Origin of the sequence: Sinobacterium caligoides, assembly GCF_003752585.1 — a bacterium.
GTDB classification, from domain to species: Bacteria; Pseudomonadota; Gammaproteobacteria; order Pseudomonadales; family Sinobacteriaceae; genus Sinobacterium; species Sinobacterium caligoides.
This window is the reverse complement of record NZ_RKHR01000009.1, coordinates 32500-50409: the sequence shown is the minus strand read 5'-3', so window position 1 is coordinate 50409 and position 17910 is coordinate 32500. Positions and strand designations below refer to the sequence as shown.

15 protein-coding genes are annotated in these 17910 nt (G+C 52.4%); 8 read left to right on the top strand and 7 right to left on the bottom strand.

Going from position 1 to position 17910, the window contains the following annotated elements; translation table 11 throughout:
* Positions 1–47 precede the first annotated feature (47 nt).
* Together EDC56_RS18420 and EDC56_RS18415 are read right to left on the bottom strand one after the other, a co-directional pair.
* Positions 48–485, bottom strand: a complete 438-nt coding sequence (locus EDC56_RS18420) for a YtoQ family protein (RefSeq protein ID WP_123714093.1) — start codon at positions 483–485, stop codon at positions 48–50.
* 210 nt (positions 486–695) lie between these two features.
* Positions 696–1115: a GlcG/HbpS family heme-binding protein gene (locus EDC56_RS18415; protein ID WP_123714063.1), complete on the bottom strand. Its 420-nt coding sequence runs from the start codon at positions 1113–1115 to the stop codon at positions 696–698.
* Between EDC56_RS18415 and EDC56_RS19715 the strand changes: the two genes are divergently transcribed.
* Positions 1106–1243, top strand: a complete 138-nt coding sequence (locus EDC56_RS19715; RefSeq protein WP_162844245.1) for a hypothetical protein — start codon at positions 1106–1108, stop codon at positions 1241–1243. The two genes, EDC56_RS18415 and EDC56_RS19715, sit on opposite strands and share 10 nt — an antisense overlap.
* Positions 1244–1272: 29 nt before the next feature.
* On the opposite strand, the gene bhcR is transcribed toward EDC56_RS19715, so the two are convergent.
* Positions 1273–2100, bottom strand: coding sequence for an HTH-type transcriptional regulator BhcR (gene bhcR, locus EDC56_RS18410; RefSeq protein ID WP_123714062.1), 828 nt, complete (start codon positions 2098–2100; stop codon positions 1273–1275).
* A 221-nt stretch (positions 2101–2321) separates the two neighbouring features.
* Here bhcR and bhcA point away from each other — a divergent pair, with 221 nt between their 5' ends.
* The 4 genes from bhcA to bhcD all read left to right on the top strand — a co-directional run bounded on the left by bhcA (position 2322) and on the right by bhcD (position 6726).
* Positions 2322–3497: an L-aspartate--glyoxylate aminotransferase BhcA gene (gene bhcA, locus EDC56_RS18405; RefSeq protein ID WP_123714061.1), complete on the top strand. Its 1176-nt coding sequence runs from the start codon at positions 2322–2324 to the stop codon at positions 3495–3497.
* Between the two features lie 25 nt (positions 3498–3522).
* Entirely contained in the window at positions 3523–4494 is a 972-nt protein-coding gene (gene bhcB, locus EDC56_RS18400; RefSeq protein WP_123714060.1) for a beta-hydroxyaspartate dehydratase BhcB, read from the top strand.
* A 71-nt stretch (positions 4495–4565) separates the two neighbouring features.
* Positions 4566–5720, top strand: a complete 1155-nt coding sequence (gene bhcC, locus EDC56_RS18395) for a 3-hydroxy-D-aspartate aldolase BhcC (RefSeq protein ID WP_123714059.1) — start codon at positions 4566–4568, stop codon at positions 5718–5720.
* Between the two features lie 10 nt (positions 5721–5730).
* Positions 5731–6726 (top strand): iminosuccinate reductase BhcD, encoded by a 996-nt coding sequence (gene bhcD / locus EDC56_RS18390; RefSeq protein ID WP_211333762.1) that lies wholly within the window; start codon positions 5731–5733, stop codon positions 6724–6726.
* 107 nt (positions 6727–6833) lie between these two features.
* Here bhcD and EDC56_RS18385 read toward each other — a convergent pair whose 3' ends face one another.
* Both EDC56_RS18385 and EDC56_RS18380 read right to left on the bottom strand, forming a co-directional pair.
* Complete coding sequence (locus EDC56_RS18385) at positions 6834–8021, bottom strand: AraC family transcriptional regulator (protein WP_123714057.1); 1188 nt, start codon at positions 8019–8021, stop codon at positions 6834–6836.
* A 2-nt stretch (positions 8022–8023) separates the two neighbouring features.
* Positions 8024–8968, bottom strand: coding sequence for a GGDEF domain-containing protein (locus EDC56_RS18380; RefSeq protein WP_123714056.1), 945 nt, complete (start codon positions 8966–8968; stop codon positions 8024–8026).
* Positions 8969–9371: 403 nt separating this feature from the next.
* Between EDC56_RS18380 and EDC56_RS18375 the strand changes: the two genes are divergently transcribed.
* Complete coding sequence (locus tag EDC56_RS18375; protein WP_162844244.1) at positions 9372–12092, top strand: TonB-dependent receptor; 2721 nt, start codon at positions 9372–9374, stop codon at positions 12090–12092.
* A gap of 66 nt (positions 12093–12158) precedes the next feature.
* A complete protein-coding gene (locus EDC56_RS18370; protein WP_123714055.1) occupies positions 12159–14222 on the top strand; it encodes a phytase in 2064 nt (687 codons plus the stop codon).
* 149 nt (positions 14223–14371) lie between these two features.
* Here EDC56_RS18370 and EDC56_RS18365 read toward each other — a convergent pair whose 3' ends face one another.
* Entirely contained in the window at positions 14372–15268 is an 897-nt protein-coding gene (locus EDC56_RS18365; RefSeq protein WP_245980746.1) for a DMT family transporter, read from the bottom strand.
* 293 nt (positions 15269–15561) lie between these two features.
* The gene (pcaC, locus tag EDC56_RS18360) at positions 15562–15942 is read right to left on the bottom strand and encodes a 4-carboxymuconolactone decarboxylase (RefSeq protein WP_123714054.1); all 381 of its coding nucleotides are present in this window, start codon (positions 15940–15942) and stop codon (positions 15562–15564) included.
* A gap of 363 nt (positions 15943–16305) precedes the next feature.
* On the opposite strand from pcaC, the gene EDC56_RS18355 reads away from it, so the two are divergent.
* Positions 16306–17910 (top strand): ABC-F family ATPase, encoded by a 1605-nt coding sequence (locus EDC56_RS18355; RefSeq protein WP_123714090.1) that lies wholly within the window; start codon positions 16306–16308, stop codon positions 17908–17910.

Sequence of the window (17910 nt, the reverse complement as noted above, 5' to 3'; positions counted from 1 at the left end):
GGAAGCAATGACGATCATTGCTTCCCTTGCTGAGGTGCTATCAACGACTAGCTGGTCGTGTATTTTAGAATCTCTACCACTTGTTGCGGTGTCGTGCTCCAGGCCATGGCTTCGGCGTCGACTTCTTTGAGTGGATGGATAATGCTCTCGTCGTGCAGCGTGATATACGGTGTGCCAAGTGCCGCGCAGACGCCGGCGTCGAAGGCGGCATTCCACTGCTTGTACTTTTCGCCGAAGCGAATAACCGCGATGTCACAATCCTTTAACAGTCTGCGGGTACGAATACCGTTGACCTTCGAGGACTTATGGTCGCGCCAAAAACCTTCACTCTGTGGTGCCAGAAAATCGCCGGCGGCATCGCTCGAATCGTGGTCGGTGTTGGCAGAATAAAAACTAACAGGAAGGTTTAGTTCTGCGGCGCCATCGATAATTTGCTGTCGCCAGTCACTGTGAATCTCCCCTGATAAGTAAACTTTCCAATGCATGAGCATACTCCTAATCCAATGATGGGGGGCTACCTAGCGGCTATTAATAGGCTAGGCAGTTGGTAAATGTGGGTCGTGGGTTATATCTGTTTTTGCTTAATCTCAGCAGACGGATGATACAGTAGGCCCGCTGTGCGGGCGATAAAAGTATTTGTTATCCGTGTGCGTTGCAGCTGTTTTTGAAGCTGTTTTTTTGCTACGTTTTTGAAATTATTGGTCGAAGTCGTAACTGGCACCAATCGCCGTCACACCCGCGCGTGAGATTTGCGCATCTTGTCCCGCCAGTACGCCGGAGACACCGACGCCACCGATGCATTCGCCCTCAATGATCACCATCTCGCCACCTTCAAGGGTGGTGACGGGCATGGTGAGCGCGGCCATTCTGCCCTGGTTGATCATGTCCTCGAAGACCTTGCTGGGGCGTCGTGTTAGCACGCTGGTGCGCGCCTTCTCTGGCGCTACCATGGCGCTCATCGGTGTGGCACCTTTCATGCGGTACAGCAGAATAGGGTGGCCACCCACATCACAGATGCAGATCGTGACGACCCAACCATTTCTTACCGCCTCTTCCTCGGCAGCGGCCGCGATAATTTTTGCTTCATCTAAGGTTAATATTTTGCGTGATTTCATATTATAGCTCTTTTATTGGTGTGATCGGTTGGCTCGATGTCTTTGTCGTCGCGGCCATCGACAGCGACGACTGTCGCTATTGGGCGCGTACGACGGCAGTGGTCGCTCATCGAAGACGACAGGAATGACCGTTAATCTGCTACGACAGCGCGAGCCGTTAATCGGGGGCGACGCCACCTAGGCTGTCAGTAATTTCTTGTGCCGCCTTTTTGACCAGCGGTGCAATCTCGTTGATGGCGTCATCGGGGAAGCGCACGGCCGGCCCAGAGACAGAGACGCCGGCGATGGCTTCAGAGAATGAGTTGTAGATGGGGGCCGCGACGCAGCGCATACCAGAGTACCGCTCCTGATCATCGAGCGCCCAACCACGCTGCTTGATGACCTCTAAGTCAGCGAATAGCGCGCTGGGCGAGGTGATGGTCTTCTCGGTGTACTCCGGGCAGCCTTTTTTATGCAGAATCTTCTCGACATCGGCGCGGTCGAAATTGGCCAGTAGCGCTTTGCCGATGCCTGAGGCGTGCATCAGTCCTCGGGTACCGGGGCGGAAGAAGGCTCTGATCGGGTTGTGGGACTCGACTTGGCTGACGAAGACCACGTCGCCCTGGTCGGCAATCGCCAAGTTGGCGGTCTCGCCAGTTTGCTCCATTAACTGGCGCATAGCGCCGCGGGCGGAGTCGACCAGGTTGGTGCGGCGCAGATAGGCGCTGCCGACGCGAAAAGCCTCGACGCCGACGGACCAGTGTTGGCTGGCGGCGTCCAGCTCGACGAAACCGTGTTTCTCGAGGGTGCCGAGCATGCGGTGCGCGGTAGAGGGGGGCATACCGACGCTTAGGGCGAGGTCGGTAAGGCTAACCTCATCCTCTTTCGCCAAGGTGATTAATAAGTTAATGCCACGGTCGAGTGCCTGGATAGTGGCGCCTGGCACCTCGCTGGCTGCTGACTTGGGGCGGCCGCGGGGTCTTTTTTTGGGCGTGTTCTCTGGCATGTGAGCCTCCTGCTATGGTTGGCATCAATGACTTAGGCCATTAAGTTTTAGTTTGAAATAGAATTCCATTAACGATGAGAAATGTCAATAAGCACGGTGAATAACCCCATCAATGGCTGATTTAGGGTTATTTTATTTAAAATGGAATTGTTTTCCAAAGTGGTTGTAAAAATAATCTTCTGGGATATACTCGATCCATCATAAAAAAATTGGAGTCAGTCATGCGCAATCAAAACCCAGTATTTATCCCTGGACCGACTAACATTCCCGATCGTCTACGTGCAGCGATGAACGTGCAGACCTCGGACCATAGAGCCCCTGACTTTGCCGAGTCGCTACAGCCTTTGTTGGAAGACTTAAAGAAGGTGTTCAAGACAGAAACCGGCCAGGTTTTCATCTTCCCAGGTAGTGGTACCGGTGGTTGGGAAGCTTCGATCACTAACACCTTGTCACCCGGTGATAAGGTATTGGTTGCTCGTTACGGTATGTTCTCTCACCGTTGGATCGACCTGTGTCAGCGTCATGGTCTCGATGTGGAAGTGATCGAATGTCCTTGGGGTACCGGCGCACCGGCAGACCTTTTCGCTGAACGCTTAGCGGCGGATACGGATCATACGATCAAGGCCGTGCTAGCGACGCACAATGAAACAGCCACGGGTGTGTTGAGTGATATTGCCGGTGTTCGCGGCGCGATGGATAAAAGCTCGCACCCCGCCATGCTTTATGTGGATTGCGTGAGCTCGCTGGCTAGCATGGACTTTCAGATGGAAGCATGGGGTGTTGACCTCGCCGTTTCCGGTTCACAGAAAGGCTTCATGTTAGCGACCGGTATGGCCATTGTTGCGACTAGCCAGAAGGCGCTCGCCGCGGTTGAGACAGCAAGCTGCAGCCGTTGTTACTTCGACTTCCGCGATATGGGCACGGCCAACAAGAACGGTGGCTACCCTTACACGCCGCCAATTCAGTTGATTAGCGGTCTGCGCGCTAGCCTCGACATGTTGTTTGAAGAGGGGCTGGAGAACGTCTATTCGCGTCACTTCAGAATCGCTGAAGGGGTACGTGTTGCCGTCGCGGCATGGGGCTTACGCTTATGCGCCGAGTCACCTGATTTGTACTCCGACTCGGTGAGTGCGATCTATGTGCCAGAAGGGTTTAACAGCGATGAGCTGACCAACCATGCCTTCAACAAGTATGGCGTTTCTTTCGGTGTGGGTCTGGGTGAGATGGCCGGTAAGGCATTCCGCATTGGTCACCTTGGTGAGCTGACGGATGTGCAGGCACTGTCAGGCCTCGCGACCATCGAGATGGCGATGAAAGACCTCGATTACCCAATCGAGCTAGGTGTAGGTGTTGCTGCGGCGCAGGAATACTACCGCTCGACAACTACCGCGAAATAATAATCTCTCAAGCAAGGAGACCGTCATGAGTGACAACGAGACTTTCTACATACCGACGTTTGAGGATGCGCTGGCTGCCAAGGAGCGTATCGCACCTTATGTCCATCGCACGCCAGTAATGACCTCAAGCTTTTTAAACGAGCTTACCGGTGCTGAGTTGTTCTTTAAGTGCGAGAACTTCCAGAAAGCGGGCGCCTTTAAAGTGCGCGGCGCGTCTAACGCGGTATTTGGTTTGAGTGATGAGATGGCTGCGAAGGGTGTGGCAACACACTCGTCCGGTAATCACGCACTGTCACTCTCTTATGCGGCGGGTCGACGTGGTATTCCGGTGACGGTGGTCATGCCACGAACAGCGCCACAGGCGAAGAAAGACGCGGTAAAGGGTTACGGCGGTGTGATTGTCGAGTGTGAGCCGTCAACCAGCTCACGCGAAGAAACCTTTGCCAAGGTGGTCGCTGAATCGGGTGCGGAGTTTGTTCACCCTTACAACGATCCCCGCGTCATTGCCGGTCAGGCAACGTGTTCGATGGAGTTAAACGAGCAAGTTGAAAATCTTGATGCGGTGGTAGCCCCTATTGGCGGTGGCGGGATGATTTCAGGCACCTGTTTGGCGCTGTCGAACATTGCGCCAGAGGTGAAGATTTACGCAGCAGAGCCGCTCAATGCGGATGATGCGGCACGCTCTTTTAAAGCGGGTCACATCATTGCTGACGATGCACCAGACACCATTGCCGATGGTCTTAAAGTACCGCTGAAAGATTTGACCTGGCACTTCGTCAGCAATCATGTCACCGATATTCTGACGGCAACGGAAGAAGAAATTGTCGATGCCATGAAGCTGATTTGGAAGCGAATGAAGATCGTTATGGAGCCAAGCAGTGCGGTTCCTTTAGCGACCATTCTGAAGAATCGCGAATTATTTAAAGGCAAGCGAATTGGCATCATTATTACCGGTGGTAATGTCGATTTAGACCGCCTTCCTTGGTTGAACGATTAAGGGTAATGCCGAGGCATTGCCTCATTTTCTTAAAATAAAACACGTTTTAAAAAAATAATGGAGATAACACGATGAGTTCAGTAGACCTGAGTAAGTTTGAAGTAGGTTACGATATCCCTGCCGCCATCGGCATGGATGAGGCAGATATTCAGACACCTTGCCTCATTCTAGATCTTGACGCGCTAGAAAAGAACATCAAGACCATGGGCGACTATGCCAAGGCGGCCGGTGTTCGTCACCGTGTACACGGTAAGATGCACAAGTCTGTTGATATTGCTAAGTTGCAAGAAGAGCTAGGCGACAGCTGTGGTGTTTGTTGTCAGAAGGTGAGTGAGGCGGAAGTTTTTGCTCGCGGTGGCATCAAAGATGTATTGGTTTCTAACCAGGTTCGTGACCCGGCAAAGATAGATCGCCTAGCGCGTATGCCTAAGTTGGGCGCACGCACCATTTGCTGTGTTGATGACCTCGCTAACGTTGCCGATCTGTCAGCGGCTGCGGTAAAGCACGGCACTGAGATTGAGTGTTTGGTTGAGATCGATTGTGGTGCTGGACGTTGCGGTGTTGTTGCCGGCCAGCCTGTTGTTGATATCGCAGTGGCGATTGCGGCAGCGAAAGGCCTTAAGTTTGCCGGTATTCAAGCTTACCAGGGTGCGATGCAGCACATGCAGAACTACAACGAGCGTAAAGAGAAGACCGGTATCGCGATCGACATGGTGGCGACCACCGTTGAGATGCTGAAGCAGCAAGGCCTTGAGTGTGACATCGTCGGTGGTGGCGGTACGGGTAGCTACTACTTCGAGAGCCAGTCAGGCGTATTCAATGAGCTGCAGTGTGGTTCTTATGCCTTTATGGATGCCGACTACCAGACCATTCATGACGAGAACGGCGAGCGGATCTCTGAGTTTGAAAACTCACTGTTCATCCTGACCTCTATCATGAGCCACACCAAAGCGGATAAAGCTATTTGTGATGCGGGCTTGAAGGTACAGTCGCTAGACAGTGGTCTTCCTTATATCTACGGCCGTAACGATGTTGAGTACATCAAGTGTTCTGACGAGCACGGTGTGATCAGCGATCCAGAAGGCGTTTTGCAGATCAACGACAAGCTGAAATTGGTGCCAGGTCACTGTGATCCTACCTGTAACGTGCACGACTGGTACATCGGTGTTCGTGGCGGCAAGGTAGAGAAAATCTGGCCTGTATCTGCACGCGGTAAAGCATTCTAATCGGAGATAAATGATGACGACTGAAAATTCTCAGCCCGGTTTGGTGATTGTTCCTGAAGATGTCTGTAAAAAAGTCATCGACAGAGCCTCTGCCTTTACCGCCGTTGAAAGTGTTTTTGCGGCGATGGCGAAGGGCGATGCCTACAACTTCCCGGTAATCCGTGAAGCGATTGGCTATGCCGATGCCTTATACGGCTTCAAATCAGGTTTTGACCGTGCGGGTATGGCACTGGGTGTTAAGTCTGGCGGTTACTGGCCGGGCAATGCAGAAAAGGGTTTGACCAATCACCAGTCGACTATTTTCTTGTTCGATCCCGATACCGGTAAGCTAACGGCATTGGTGGGTGGTAACTATTTGACCGCCGTCCGTACCGCTGCTTCCTGTGCCGTCTCTATCGCACACTTGGCACGTAAAGACGCCAAGACGCTCGGTATTATCGGTGCCGGACACCAGGCCAGCTTCCAGCTGCGAGCAGCGGCTGAGCAGCGTCAGTTTGAAAAAATTGTCGCCTGGAACAAGTCACCGGAGCGCCTAGATAGCTTAGCGGCAGTCGCGGCTGATCTAGGGCTGCCTTTTGAGTCTCTCGATCGTGAGCAGGTAGCGGCTCAGTCCGATGTGATTATTACCATTACATCGGCGCACGAAGCGCTATTGCTTAATGATTGGATTCGCCCAGGCACCCACATTGCTTGTATGGGGACCGACACCCGTGGCAAGCAAGAAGTCGATGCACAGTTGTTCGCAACGGCGAGTGTCTTCACTGATGAGGTGGCGCAGTCCATCAGCATTGGTGAGGCACAGCATGCGGTCGATCAAGGCCTGTTGACACAAGATGACATTACGCCGATAGGCGATGTGATTAACGGTGTCGATGGTGGCAGAACATCTGCTGAGCAGATCACCTTGTTTGACGGCACCGGCGTGGGACTACAGGATCTTGCTGTAGCCACAACGGCTGTAGAGTTGGCGGTAGCTAAAGGTCTCGCGACCTCGGTTGCACTCTAACACTTTCAATTAACGGAAATGCGCCCTAGTGTGGGCATCCACAAAAACGCCGAAGCTGCCCGCGAAGCTTCGGCGTTTTTGTGTTTGTTTTAAAAAAATATTATCGATTAAATTAGCCAGTGTTGTACAAAATCACGTGGCAGTGCGCCGGTACTGCGTTTAAAGGCACGGCGGAAGCTGCGAGCATCATGAAAGCCCAGTGCCTCAGCGAGTTGTTGAGTATTGAGTTGGTCATGGTGCAGTAAATACATCACGCGGTGGAATCGGCAAAGGTCGAGCAGCTGTTGAAAGCTATACCCCTGACTTTTTAATCGTCGCTTCAGTGTGGCCGGGCTCATGCCGAATGCCTCGGCGCTCTGATTTAAGCTGTTGTGTTTGCCGCTCGATAGCACTTGCTGATAGAGCAGGTCGATCATATGAGGCCGCCCAGAAGCTGATTGGCTGTGCCGCCGACACTCAATGGTGCTGATCATTTGGGCGCTGTCGTTGGTTGCCGTCTGTTCTGGCGCAACGACAGAGCCGCCGGACAGTGCGATACCGTTAGTGATCGGGGAGTGAAAAAACTGTGTGGCGATATACTTCGGTGTGTTGCTGCGTTGTAAGTCCTCGCTATAGTTAGCAGCCAGCCCATTTTTGTCTGCAAGATAGTCACAGAAACCCTTCAGCTCAGTGGGGGCGGTTGTCGGGTGACGGCGTATAAGGGTGAAGATAATGCCGAGCAAGGTTTCCATGGTAAATCGCTGCAACGGCTTATCGTGAAAAAAATCGAGCAGATAAACCAACAGTGTGGGGCCTGTCTGGTACTGTCTCAGTTGGCACAGTGGCAGTAGCATACGTTGATATGCCATGAGGCTGGCTAGTGCCTCGGTGAAGCTGTCGGCAGTATCGAGTAGCCGGCAGAGTGGGTTGAGTGGATTTTGCAGCAGACGTTCACCATAGAGTAGGGCGATATTCTCTCCCGGTTTCAGTCGGATCGCGTTTTTTAAAATCACACGATACTGCTCGGCACTGATCATCTTTTCGCTGTAAACGATATCATCATAAAAAAGCTTGCTACCCCGTAATAGCTTGTGGCTATCGATTCCGCGGGCGGCAAACAGGTCGAGTAATTCGGTGAGCACGTAATGACTGTGGATATAGCAGCTGTCCTGATCGAGCGCGCGACTGACATCAACGCTTGTCTGCTTGTATTGAGTCGTTTCAGCGGATACACCGCTGCCAGAGAGCCCCCGACTGGAAAAGGCGTTAGTGGCAATAGGGCCGATAAATGGCGGCGTTTTATAGCTCGATGCCATGTTTATAGCGCCTGCAGCGAACTAGTCGTAGCGTACTGTCGCGGTGCCAGGTCGTAGCTTTTACTACGCTGCAGGGCTTGGTTGGCGGCATCGATCAGATTGCTGGCAGTATTTAGTGAGGGGGAAGAGAGTGCGACACCGCAGCGGACGCTGAGATAGCAACAGCTGTCATCGCGCTGTGTTTTATAGGCCAAGGCCTGTACGGCGTTCTGTAACTGTTGGCTCAGCTCCATGGTGACGGCATAGGAAGTGTCAGGCATAACAACGGCGAAGCTGTCGCCAGCATAGCGACAGAGTAAGTCTTTATGGCGAATGTTGAGTAGTAATAGGTCGGCAATATCTTGTAACACGTAATCGCCTTCCGTGTTGCCGTAGTGTTGGTTAAAGCTAAAAAAGTCTTTGATGTCGAGGATAACTAACGCTATCGATTGCCGCCCCTTGTGTTGCAGCTGGCTGTTGATGTGGTCGTTCAGGTAGTGGCGATCGGCCAGCTTCGTTAATGCATCGACTTGATTGTGTTCGCGAACATTTTTTTCGCGTTTTTGCAGCTGACGATTGATCGTGCATTGCTCCTTGTGCCACAGAGGGAGACCAATGCTTAGCAAGATTAAGCCGCCAATCATCGCGATGGGTTCGACCCAGGTGAGCAGGATGGCGTCTTTGGGTAAGCGTAAGAACTCATCGAGCAAATCCATCCAGAAGGCGACGAAGACGGCGCCGATTCCGTAGCTTAATAGGCGGCTCACCCGGCCTGCAGGGCGGCTGATAGAGAGGTAACTCAGCCACAATAATGTGATCGCCGTTGCCCCGCCTTCGCCGATGACGTCGAGCCAGTCGATCTCGCGCCAAAACTTATGGCTGGCTTGTTGATCGCTCAGCAACAACAGCGCGATGGCGACGCTCATTATGGTTATTAGACGCAGGCGATTTTCTTTATTCGTTAGCATGGTGTTATTCGTCGTGATTATTGTGTGTGTTGGTATAGCAGAGCGAGATGTCAGTGATGTGACAGCTAAGTGTCGGCTCGATGACGGTGAGCGAGGGGGGCATTTAAGCTCAGCTAAGATTTTGGCGTGGTGAAAATTGAGCGCTAGACGCGATGAAGACCGCTGAGTGCATCGTGAGGCCGCGAGCAAGGGACGGTACCGATTAGCCTTGCGCTTTTTTATCCGCTGCTAACGGGGGCTAATTGAGCTCATCAGGGTATTCATTCGCGCTGATTTAGCTTTGATGTGCCGTCGCTGTAAAAAAGCTGTCATCGATTCCTTTTACTCTGCAGCGACTTTATGCCGAGGGCGTATTCAGGTGCTTTTTCGAGGCATCTTGTCGTTGCATTGTCTAGGGGACAAAATGAACAATAAGAGAGTTAAAACACAGTTTAGAAAAAACCTACTGGCGTTGGCTATTGCTGCGGCTTCTACAGCGGCGATGGCCGATGGTCGGCTCGAAGGTAAGGTGTCGCTGGAGCAGGCTGGGGTGTCGCTGGAAGGGGCGAGCGTCACGATTCCATCGCTGAATCTAAAGACCAATACCCGTCGTGATGGCAGCTATACGCTCTCTTCTGTGCCTGCGGGTGAATATGAGTTGGTGGTCGACTACCTAGGTGCCGAACTGACGAAGACAACGGTTGTTGTTCAAGATGACGAAACACAGTCGCAGAATTTCGTGCTCAGTAAGCGCAGTGATGAAGAGGTGCTGGTCATTGGTCAGTCGGCCTCGGCCAATAAATCATTGAACAAGCAGCGTGCGGCGGACAATATTAAGTCGATTGTCTCAGCCGATGCGATCGGTAACTTCCCCGACGCCAATGCCAGTGAGGCGTTGTCGCGGATGCCTGGGATCTCTATCGAGCGGGATCAGGGCGAAGGACGTTTTGTGCGTGTACGGGGACTGGCGCCGAAGCTCAATGCGGTGACTATCAACGGCACCAAAATGCCGGCTCCTGGTGGCAGTCAACGTTCGGTGGGGATGGATACGATCCCCTCTGACTTGATTGAGTCGTTAGAGGTGACAAAGTCGTTGACGCCGGATATGGATGCCGACGCCATCGGTGGCAGCATAGAGGTGAAGAGCCTGAGTGCCTTCGATCGCGAGGGTTTCTACTACTCAGCCTCAGCCGAGGCGAGCTACGACGATCATACCGGCGATACTAGCCCTAAACTGTCGGCGGTAGCCTCCAATGTGTTTGAGCTCGGCGACGCCGATAGAAAGCTTGGCGTGGCCGCTGCAATCAGCTGGTACGACCGTGATTTTGGCTCCAATAACGTCGAAACGGGTGGAGCTTGGGATTTTGAGCAGTCCCCCGCAGGCTTAGAAGGTTTTGAGCAGCGTCATTACACGATCAACCGCCAACGTACCGGCCTGGGAGTGAACTTTGATTACCAGCACGGCGTTGATCATGAGTACTATCTGCGCACGTTAATGAGTGAGTTTCAAGATACGGAAACACGTCAGGCCAGCGTGATTGAGTTTATCGATGGCGAGGGTGACGGTGAGGCGCGGGCAGCCGGTGTGCGTGGTCAGGCCGAGGTGGCGCGCGAGCTGAAAGACCGTATAGAGCAACAAACGGTGCGCTCGGTTGTTATCGGTGGCATCAACCGTGTTGATAGCTGGACCTACGATTACGCCGCGGGCTTCTCCGTGGCGACAGAGAAGAAAGATCAACATATCGCCGGTGCTGCCTTTGAGGCTGAGTTCGACGATATGGGCTGGATGGACAGTGAAAAGCCCTATCTGCTCGCCCCTGCGGGGTATTACGATGCGGCATCCTATGCGCTGGATGATGTCGAGACAGAATCCGTCGATGCACAAGACCGTGAGCACAACATACGTCTCGATATCAGTCGTGACTTTTTTATTGGTGATTTAGCTAGTCAGTTTAAGTTCGGTGGCAAGCTGAGTCGACGAGAAAAAGTGAGCGATGACGAAGTGATCGACTACGGTGACTTCTCTGACCAGCTATTGCCCATGAGTAGTTATGTTAGTGGCGAGGTTGACTACCGTCTGGCTTCCTACGGTCCCGGTATCGATGGGGGCAAACTCTCTTCTGTGCTCGCGCAGGCGGGGGAGGTCGAGCGCAACCTCGAGGATTCGCAGGTTAACGACTACACTATCCACGAAGATATTAATGCAGCCTACGCCATGATGACGGTCGATATCGATCGTTGGCGCATACTCGGTGGCATGCGTTATGAGGCGACTGATATCACTGCCGATGGCCTGTCGTTTAACGAGGAGGCTGACGAAGCGACTACAGCGACGCAGTTCTCTAACGACTACGATCATTGGTTGCCGGCGTTGCATGTACGTTACTCGCTCAGCGAACAAAGCATTCTGCGCGCGGCCTGGACAAACTCGGTGGTGCGGCCGACGTTCGAGGAGATGTCGCCCGGTGAGTATATCGATGGCAATGAAGTTGAGCGCGGTAACCCCAACCTAGATCCGTGGGAGTCGAGCAATATTGATGTCGGTATCGAGCATTACTTTGCTACCGCCAGTACGCTGCAGGCATTCCTGTTCTATAAAGACATTAGTCACTTTATCTATGAGAGTGAGCACACGCTGAGCGATGCGAATGAAACTGAAATCCACAGCTTTAGCAATGGTGATAGTGCCGAGGTGTATGGACTGGAGTTAGTGTATCAACAGCAGTTCAGCCAACTACCGGCCCCCTGGGATGGCTTGTTAGTGGAGGCGAATGCGACCTTCACCGACTCAGAGGCCGACCTGGGTGATCGTAAAGTGACGCTACCGAGCCAGTCGGACGTGATCGGCAACCTGAGTATTGGCTACGAGAACGACTGGATGAGCCTGCGTCTTTCGGCCAATTATAAATCGGAATACCTGTTAGAGACCGGCTCAAGCCAGCAGGAAGATGCCTACGTGGATGAGCAGATGCAGGTCGATGCCACGGCGCGCTTCTGGATCACGGAGGGTATTCAGCTGTATCTGCAGGGCATCAACCTGACCAATCAGCCCTACTATGTCTATAACAATCACGCTAACTACAACAATCAATATGAAGAATATGGACCGACCTTTAAGTTGGGCGTCCAGTTGACCGATTTCTAGCCGCCTCAGATTCGCCGGGATACGAGGTTATTTAACCGTCATTAATCAATAAGTGATGAGAGAAAAATGAAGAACAAAGAGTGTAAAAAAATAACATTGAGCAAAAATAAAAAATACAGCTGGCAGGGCAGGCTCGCTGCGGGGGTGGTGTTGCCAGGCTTGCTGTTGTCATTGTCGGCTTGCCAGATGGGACAGCAAGGTGATGTTGCGACACAAGCTGGGGCAGTGCTGAAGCTGCAGCCGCTGGCAGGCGATATCGTCGAGCCGAGTCTGGCTAAGCTTCTGCAGATGCCCGACGGTGAGCAGCGTTGGTTGTTGGCCAGCGAAAGCGAGGGGCTATTGGTCACTGCCGCAAGCGGCAAGGTGCTGCAGCGTATTGAGGGTCATTATGAAGCCTTCGATCTGCGTGATGGCGTTACATTAGCTCGCGAGGGCAACTCACAGCATGATGCGACGGTCGTGCTGACGGTTGATGCGAGTAATAATACGCCCAAGTTATTGACGTTAGAGGCGGGACAGCTTTCACTGCTAGCGGATCTTAAGGCACCCGGCTTTCAAATCGATCAACTGTGCCTATTTCGCGACCGCAGCGACAATCTTTACGCCAATTTTCTCGGTGGGCGAGGTCATAACCAGCAGTGGCTCATCTACGATGGTCAGCAGCAACAGGTAAAACAGCGTCTTGTGCGTGATCTTCCGTTGCCCGTGGAGAGTACGTTTTGTAGCGTCGATGACGCCAGCCAAACACTTTATGTAAGTGAGGAGGGCTTCGGGCTTTGGGCCTATCAGGCAAACCCTGAGGCTGAAGCCGAGCGTGAGTTGATTGATTTGGCTGCGCCGCGCGGCACCGTTACCGGTGATCTAGCCGGTATTCAGGCCTTCGCCGGTGGCGTCTATGCGCTAGATGTCGAGTCGGCTGAGTTACATCGTTATGATGCGGTGGATGGCGGCTATACACTTAATGCATCGTGGCAGCTGCAGAGCGAAGGCGATCAGGCTCTGGTTCCAGAAAAACTGACGCTGAGTGCTTCGGCCGGTAGTCAAACAGCCGATGAGGCGACACAGTTGGTTGTTTATGATGATGAAACTGGTGGCTTATTCACCGCCAGCTTTGTTGATCAGCCTCCGGCGGCCAAGGCGCTAACCGCATACCCTGAAGTGCAGCCACTGCAGCAGACCGAGCCTATGCACAGCTTTGGCGATGCCGCCGATGACCCTGCCATTTGGGTGAACAGCCGAGATAAGCGCAGCAGTCGTATTTTGGCGACGAACAAGCGCTTGGGGCTGGAAGTCTTCGATCTAGAGGGCAAGGCAATACAACGTATTGCGCTGGGGCCGATTAATAATATCGATATTCGCTATGGGATGACGCTACAGGGCAAGGTGATGGATGTCGCCGCCGCCACGCTGCGCAGTGATAATAGTATTGCGCTGTTTACGATCGACCCTCAAAGCGGTGTTGTGCATCAGGCGGGCAGCATCGCCACGGATTTAAAAGAAATCTACGGCAGCTGTATGTATCAGAACCGTGCCGGTGAAAACTACGTTTTTATTAACGATAAAGATGGCCGTTTTCAGCAGTATCAACTGCACCAACAGGCATCGGTAAAGCCGGGTGGACCGCTGCTGACCGGTAGCAAGGTGCGTGAGTTTTCCCTCGACAGTCAGCCGGAAGGCTGTGTGGTTGATGATCAAAACGACCGTCTGTTTGTCGGTGAAGAGGATCATGCTGTGTGGGTGTATGGTGCCGCGGCCGATGCAGGTCAGCAGGGGCGTCTACTCGCTAAGGTCGGTGATGTGCTAGTCGACGATATCGAAGGTATAGCGCTTTATATCGATGGTGCTAAAGGCTACTTGGTTGTCTCCAGCCAAGGCGATAATAGCTACGCCGTCTACGACCGCTTACCGCCCTATGCTTATCGTGGCTCCTTCCGTGTTGGCCTAAACGCGCACGACGGTATTGACGGTGCTTCAGAGACTGATGGCTTAGAGGTCAGCTCGACAAACTTTGGCGGCGCTTTCGCGCAGGGGATGTTGGTCGTGCAAGATGGTCGCAACGTGATGCCGCTTGCGCCACAGAACTTTAAGTACATTGCCTGGCAGGATATTGCGAAGGCGCTTAACTTATAATCGGTGTATTGAAAGCGTAAATTTAAATGTAATTGACTGTTGTTAAACCACTGAGGCGTTAAAACCCAGAGGCGTTAAAACCCAGAGGTGTTAAAACCCCAGAGGCGATGCCGCTGGGGTTTTTTTATATGTTGAATAAAGTACTGCCGCTATGCTGCTTTTAACTTACCTTTCCTGCTGCCAACCACATTGATGATAGCCCCGGAAATAATGAGTGTGCCGCCGATCCAGGTCCATAGTGATGGGATTTCACTGAACACCAACCAGCCAAGGATAATAGAGAAGACAACCTGTATATAGGCATAGGCCATGGTCTTGCTAGCGTCTTCAGTTTGCATGGCCTTGGTCAGTCCCACTTGGCCGACCTGGGTAAAGAGGCCCACAAACAGTAGTAACAGCAGTGCCTCATGATTTGGCATGACAAAGTTATGGCCCAATAGAATAATGGACAAGGGCAGGGCGATAAGCGGGAAGTAAAGCACAATGACAGAGCTATCTTCGGTGACGCTCAGCTGTTTGACGATCACATAGGCGATGCCACTGCCGAAGGCACCGAGTAGGGCGGCGGTGACACTAAGCAAGGGGAGGCTTTCTGTGTGATCGAAGGTGAAGCCAGGGGCAACAATGAACAGTAAGCCGACAATACAGCAAACGATACAAATGATTGTCGATAGCTTGATCCTCTCCTTGAGAAAGAGCACGGCTAAGATCGCCGTAAACACCGGGTTGAGGTACTGCAGGATGGTTGCCTCGGCTAACGGTAGTGTGGAAACGGCGTAATACACACAGATCAGCGCTAACGATCCCGCTATGCCCCTGGCCAGTAAGAGCTTTCTATTATTCCCTAGTGGTGAAATCCCCTTTCTTTTGACATCGATATAGCTAATAAATAACGACACAATGGCTCTCGCTGCGACGATTTCAAAAACTGGGATGCCGTAGGTATGAACGAGCTTAACGCAGCTGGTCATTAGGGCAAAGGCAAGGGCCGACATCAGCATGTAGCGGATGCTGAGAGGAATATTGGTGATAAAATTGTTGAGCATAATAACCTACTAACTCCCTATGGATATAGGTGAAGTTATGTATATAGCGTGAAAGAGGCGGGCATTATACCAAAGTGGGCAGCACATTGAGTGAAAGATGTTGTAGGGGTTTATAGCAATCTGTTGGCGCCTGCGAAAGCAGGTTTTAACGGGGAGCCGGCAGCCGTGTTGAAGTGATTGATTGTTCTTTGTATACCAGCAGTTAGTTTAGCGATGCTTGAGCCGTTAAAACTGCCGCCGCAGTCAGCGATGGTCTATTGAGCTAACGGCGTCAGAATAAAGGGGGAGGGGAGCTAGCCTTTCTGCCACTCTTCGATGGCTTCCTTAGCGGCACGAAAAGCCTCAATTCCGGCTGGAACACCGCAGTAGACGGTAGCTTGAAGCAGCACTGCCTGAATCTCTTGGGCAGAGCAGCCGTTACGTAGCGCCCCCCTGACGTGAGCCTTTAGTTCAGTGGGAGCCTTGAGCGCGGCGAGCGTTGCGATGGTAATAAGGCTTCTGGTTTGTTTGGGGAGGGCGTCGTTAGCCCAGATTTCCCCCCAGCAGTTCTCTGTGACTAAATCTTGCAGCGGTTTATTGAAGTCGGTTGCAGCATCAATCGCCCTATCGACATATTCATCGCCTAACACTTCACGGCGGACGTTCATTCCTTGCTTATACTTCTCACTTTCCATGTAACTTACTCAAATCGAATTGGATTTAACGATCGATTATAGCGGTTCGTTGGCGGCCGCACTATGGCTTTGTGAATCAAAACGGTTGGCTGGATCATGAGAGTTATCGCTGAGCAATAAGTGATGGCTACGAGTCACCCGTTAGCGTCAATCGACCTTTCAGTGCTGACTGTTTTATGATCAATTCTCCTCGACATTCAGCGACTAACCCTCTATAGTACGCGGCCTTATGTACACCGTATTTGCCGCTCTTGATTAACGCGCCTTCGCGCCGTTAGCTTCTACTCGCCGCTGTTGGTCTACCTTATTCGTAATAAGCCGCTACGCATTAGCGGCTTATTTTTTGCCCTAGGAATACGTCTTTTGATTACTACCGCAAACATCACCATGCAGTTTGGCGCCGAGCCCCTGTTCGAAAATATCTCCGCTCAATTTGGTGGCGGTAATCGCTACGGCCTGATTGGCGCGAACGGCTGTGGCAAGTCAACCTTCATGAAGATCCTCAGTGGTGAGCTCGCGCCAACCTCGGGTAACTTCTCTATCACCCCGGGCTTTAAGGTCGGTACTCTGAGCCAGGACCAGTTCGCCTTCGAAGAATACAGCGTTGTCGATACCGTCATCATGGGCGATGTCGAGCTGTGGAAGGTGAAGGCCGAGCGTGAGCGCATTTACAGCCTGCCCGAGATGAGCGAAGCCGATGGTATGAAGGTGGCTGAGCTCGAAGTAGAATTCGCTGAGATGGACGGTTATAGCGCTGAGAGCCGCGCAGGTGACATCCTGCTCGAGGCGGGCATTGATGAGGAGTTTCACTTCGGCCTGATGAGCCAAGTCGCTCCGGGCCACAAGGTGCGTGTATTGCTAGCGCAGGCCTTGTTTGCCAACCCAGACATCCTGCTGCTTGATGAGCCGACCAACAACTTGGATATTCATACCATCAACTGGTTAGCTGAAGTGTTGAACCAGCGTAAGTCGACGATGATTATCATCTCGCACGATCGCCACTTCTTAAACAGCGTATGTACCCATATGGCGGATATCGATTACGGTGAGCTGCGTATCTACCCGGGTAACTACGAGGCGTTTATTGAGGCGTCCGAGTTGATCCGCTCACAGCTGCTACTCGAGAACGCAAAAAAGAGCGCTGAAATCGACGAGCTACAGGCTTTTGTTAATCGCTTCGGTGCCAATGCTTCCAAGGCTAAGCAGGCTAGCTCTCGCGCGAAAAAGATGGATAAGATTAAGCTTGATGATGTGAAGTCATCCAGCCGAATGACGCCGTCAATCAGCATGAAACAGGATAAAAAATTACACCGCCAGGCGCTCGTGTTGGAAGAGCTCTCGCACGGTTTTGACGGCGAAACCCTGTTCAGTAACGGCAACATGATCTTGGAAGCGGGTGCCAAACTGGCGATTATCGGTGAGAACGGTGCCGGTAAAAGTACCTTCCTGCGTTGTTTGATGGATGAGCTGCAGCCGAACAGTGGTGATATTAAGTGGGCGGAGAACGCACAAGTGGGTTACTGTCCTCAGGACAGCACAGCGGACTTCGACTGTGACTTGAATCTGTTCGACTGGATGAGCCAGTGGCGTACCCCCAAACACGATGACCTCGCCGTACGCGGCATGCTCGGTCGTCTGCTATTCACCGAAGACGATGCCAATAAGAAGGCACGGGTGTGCTCGGGTGGTGAAAAGAACCGCCTACTGTTTGGTAAGCTGATGATGATGAACACCAACGTCTTGGTGATGGACGAGCCGACCAACCACTTGGATCTCGAGGCCATTGATGCGCTTAACATCGCACTGAAAAACTACGATGGTACGCTGATCTTTGTCAGCCACGACCGTGAGTTCGTCTCCTCTTTGGCGACGCGAGTGCTCGAGATTAAAGACAAGGAGGTCATCGACTTCCAGGGCACCTACGACGAGTACTTAGACAGCCAAAAGGAAGTACAGGCGGTCGCTTAA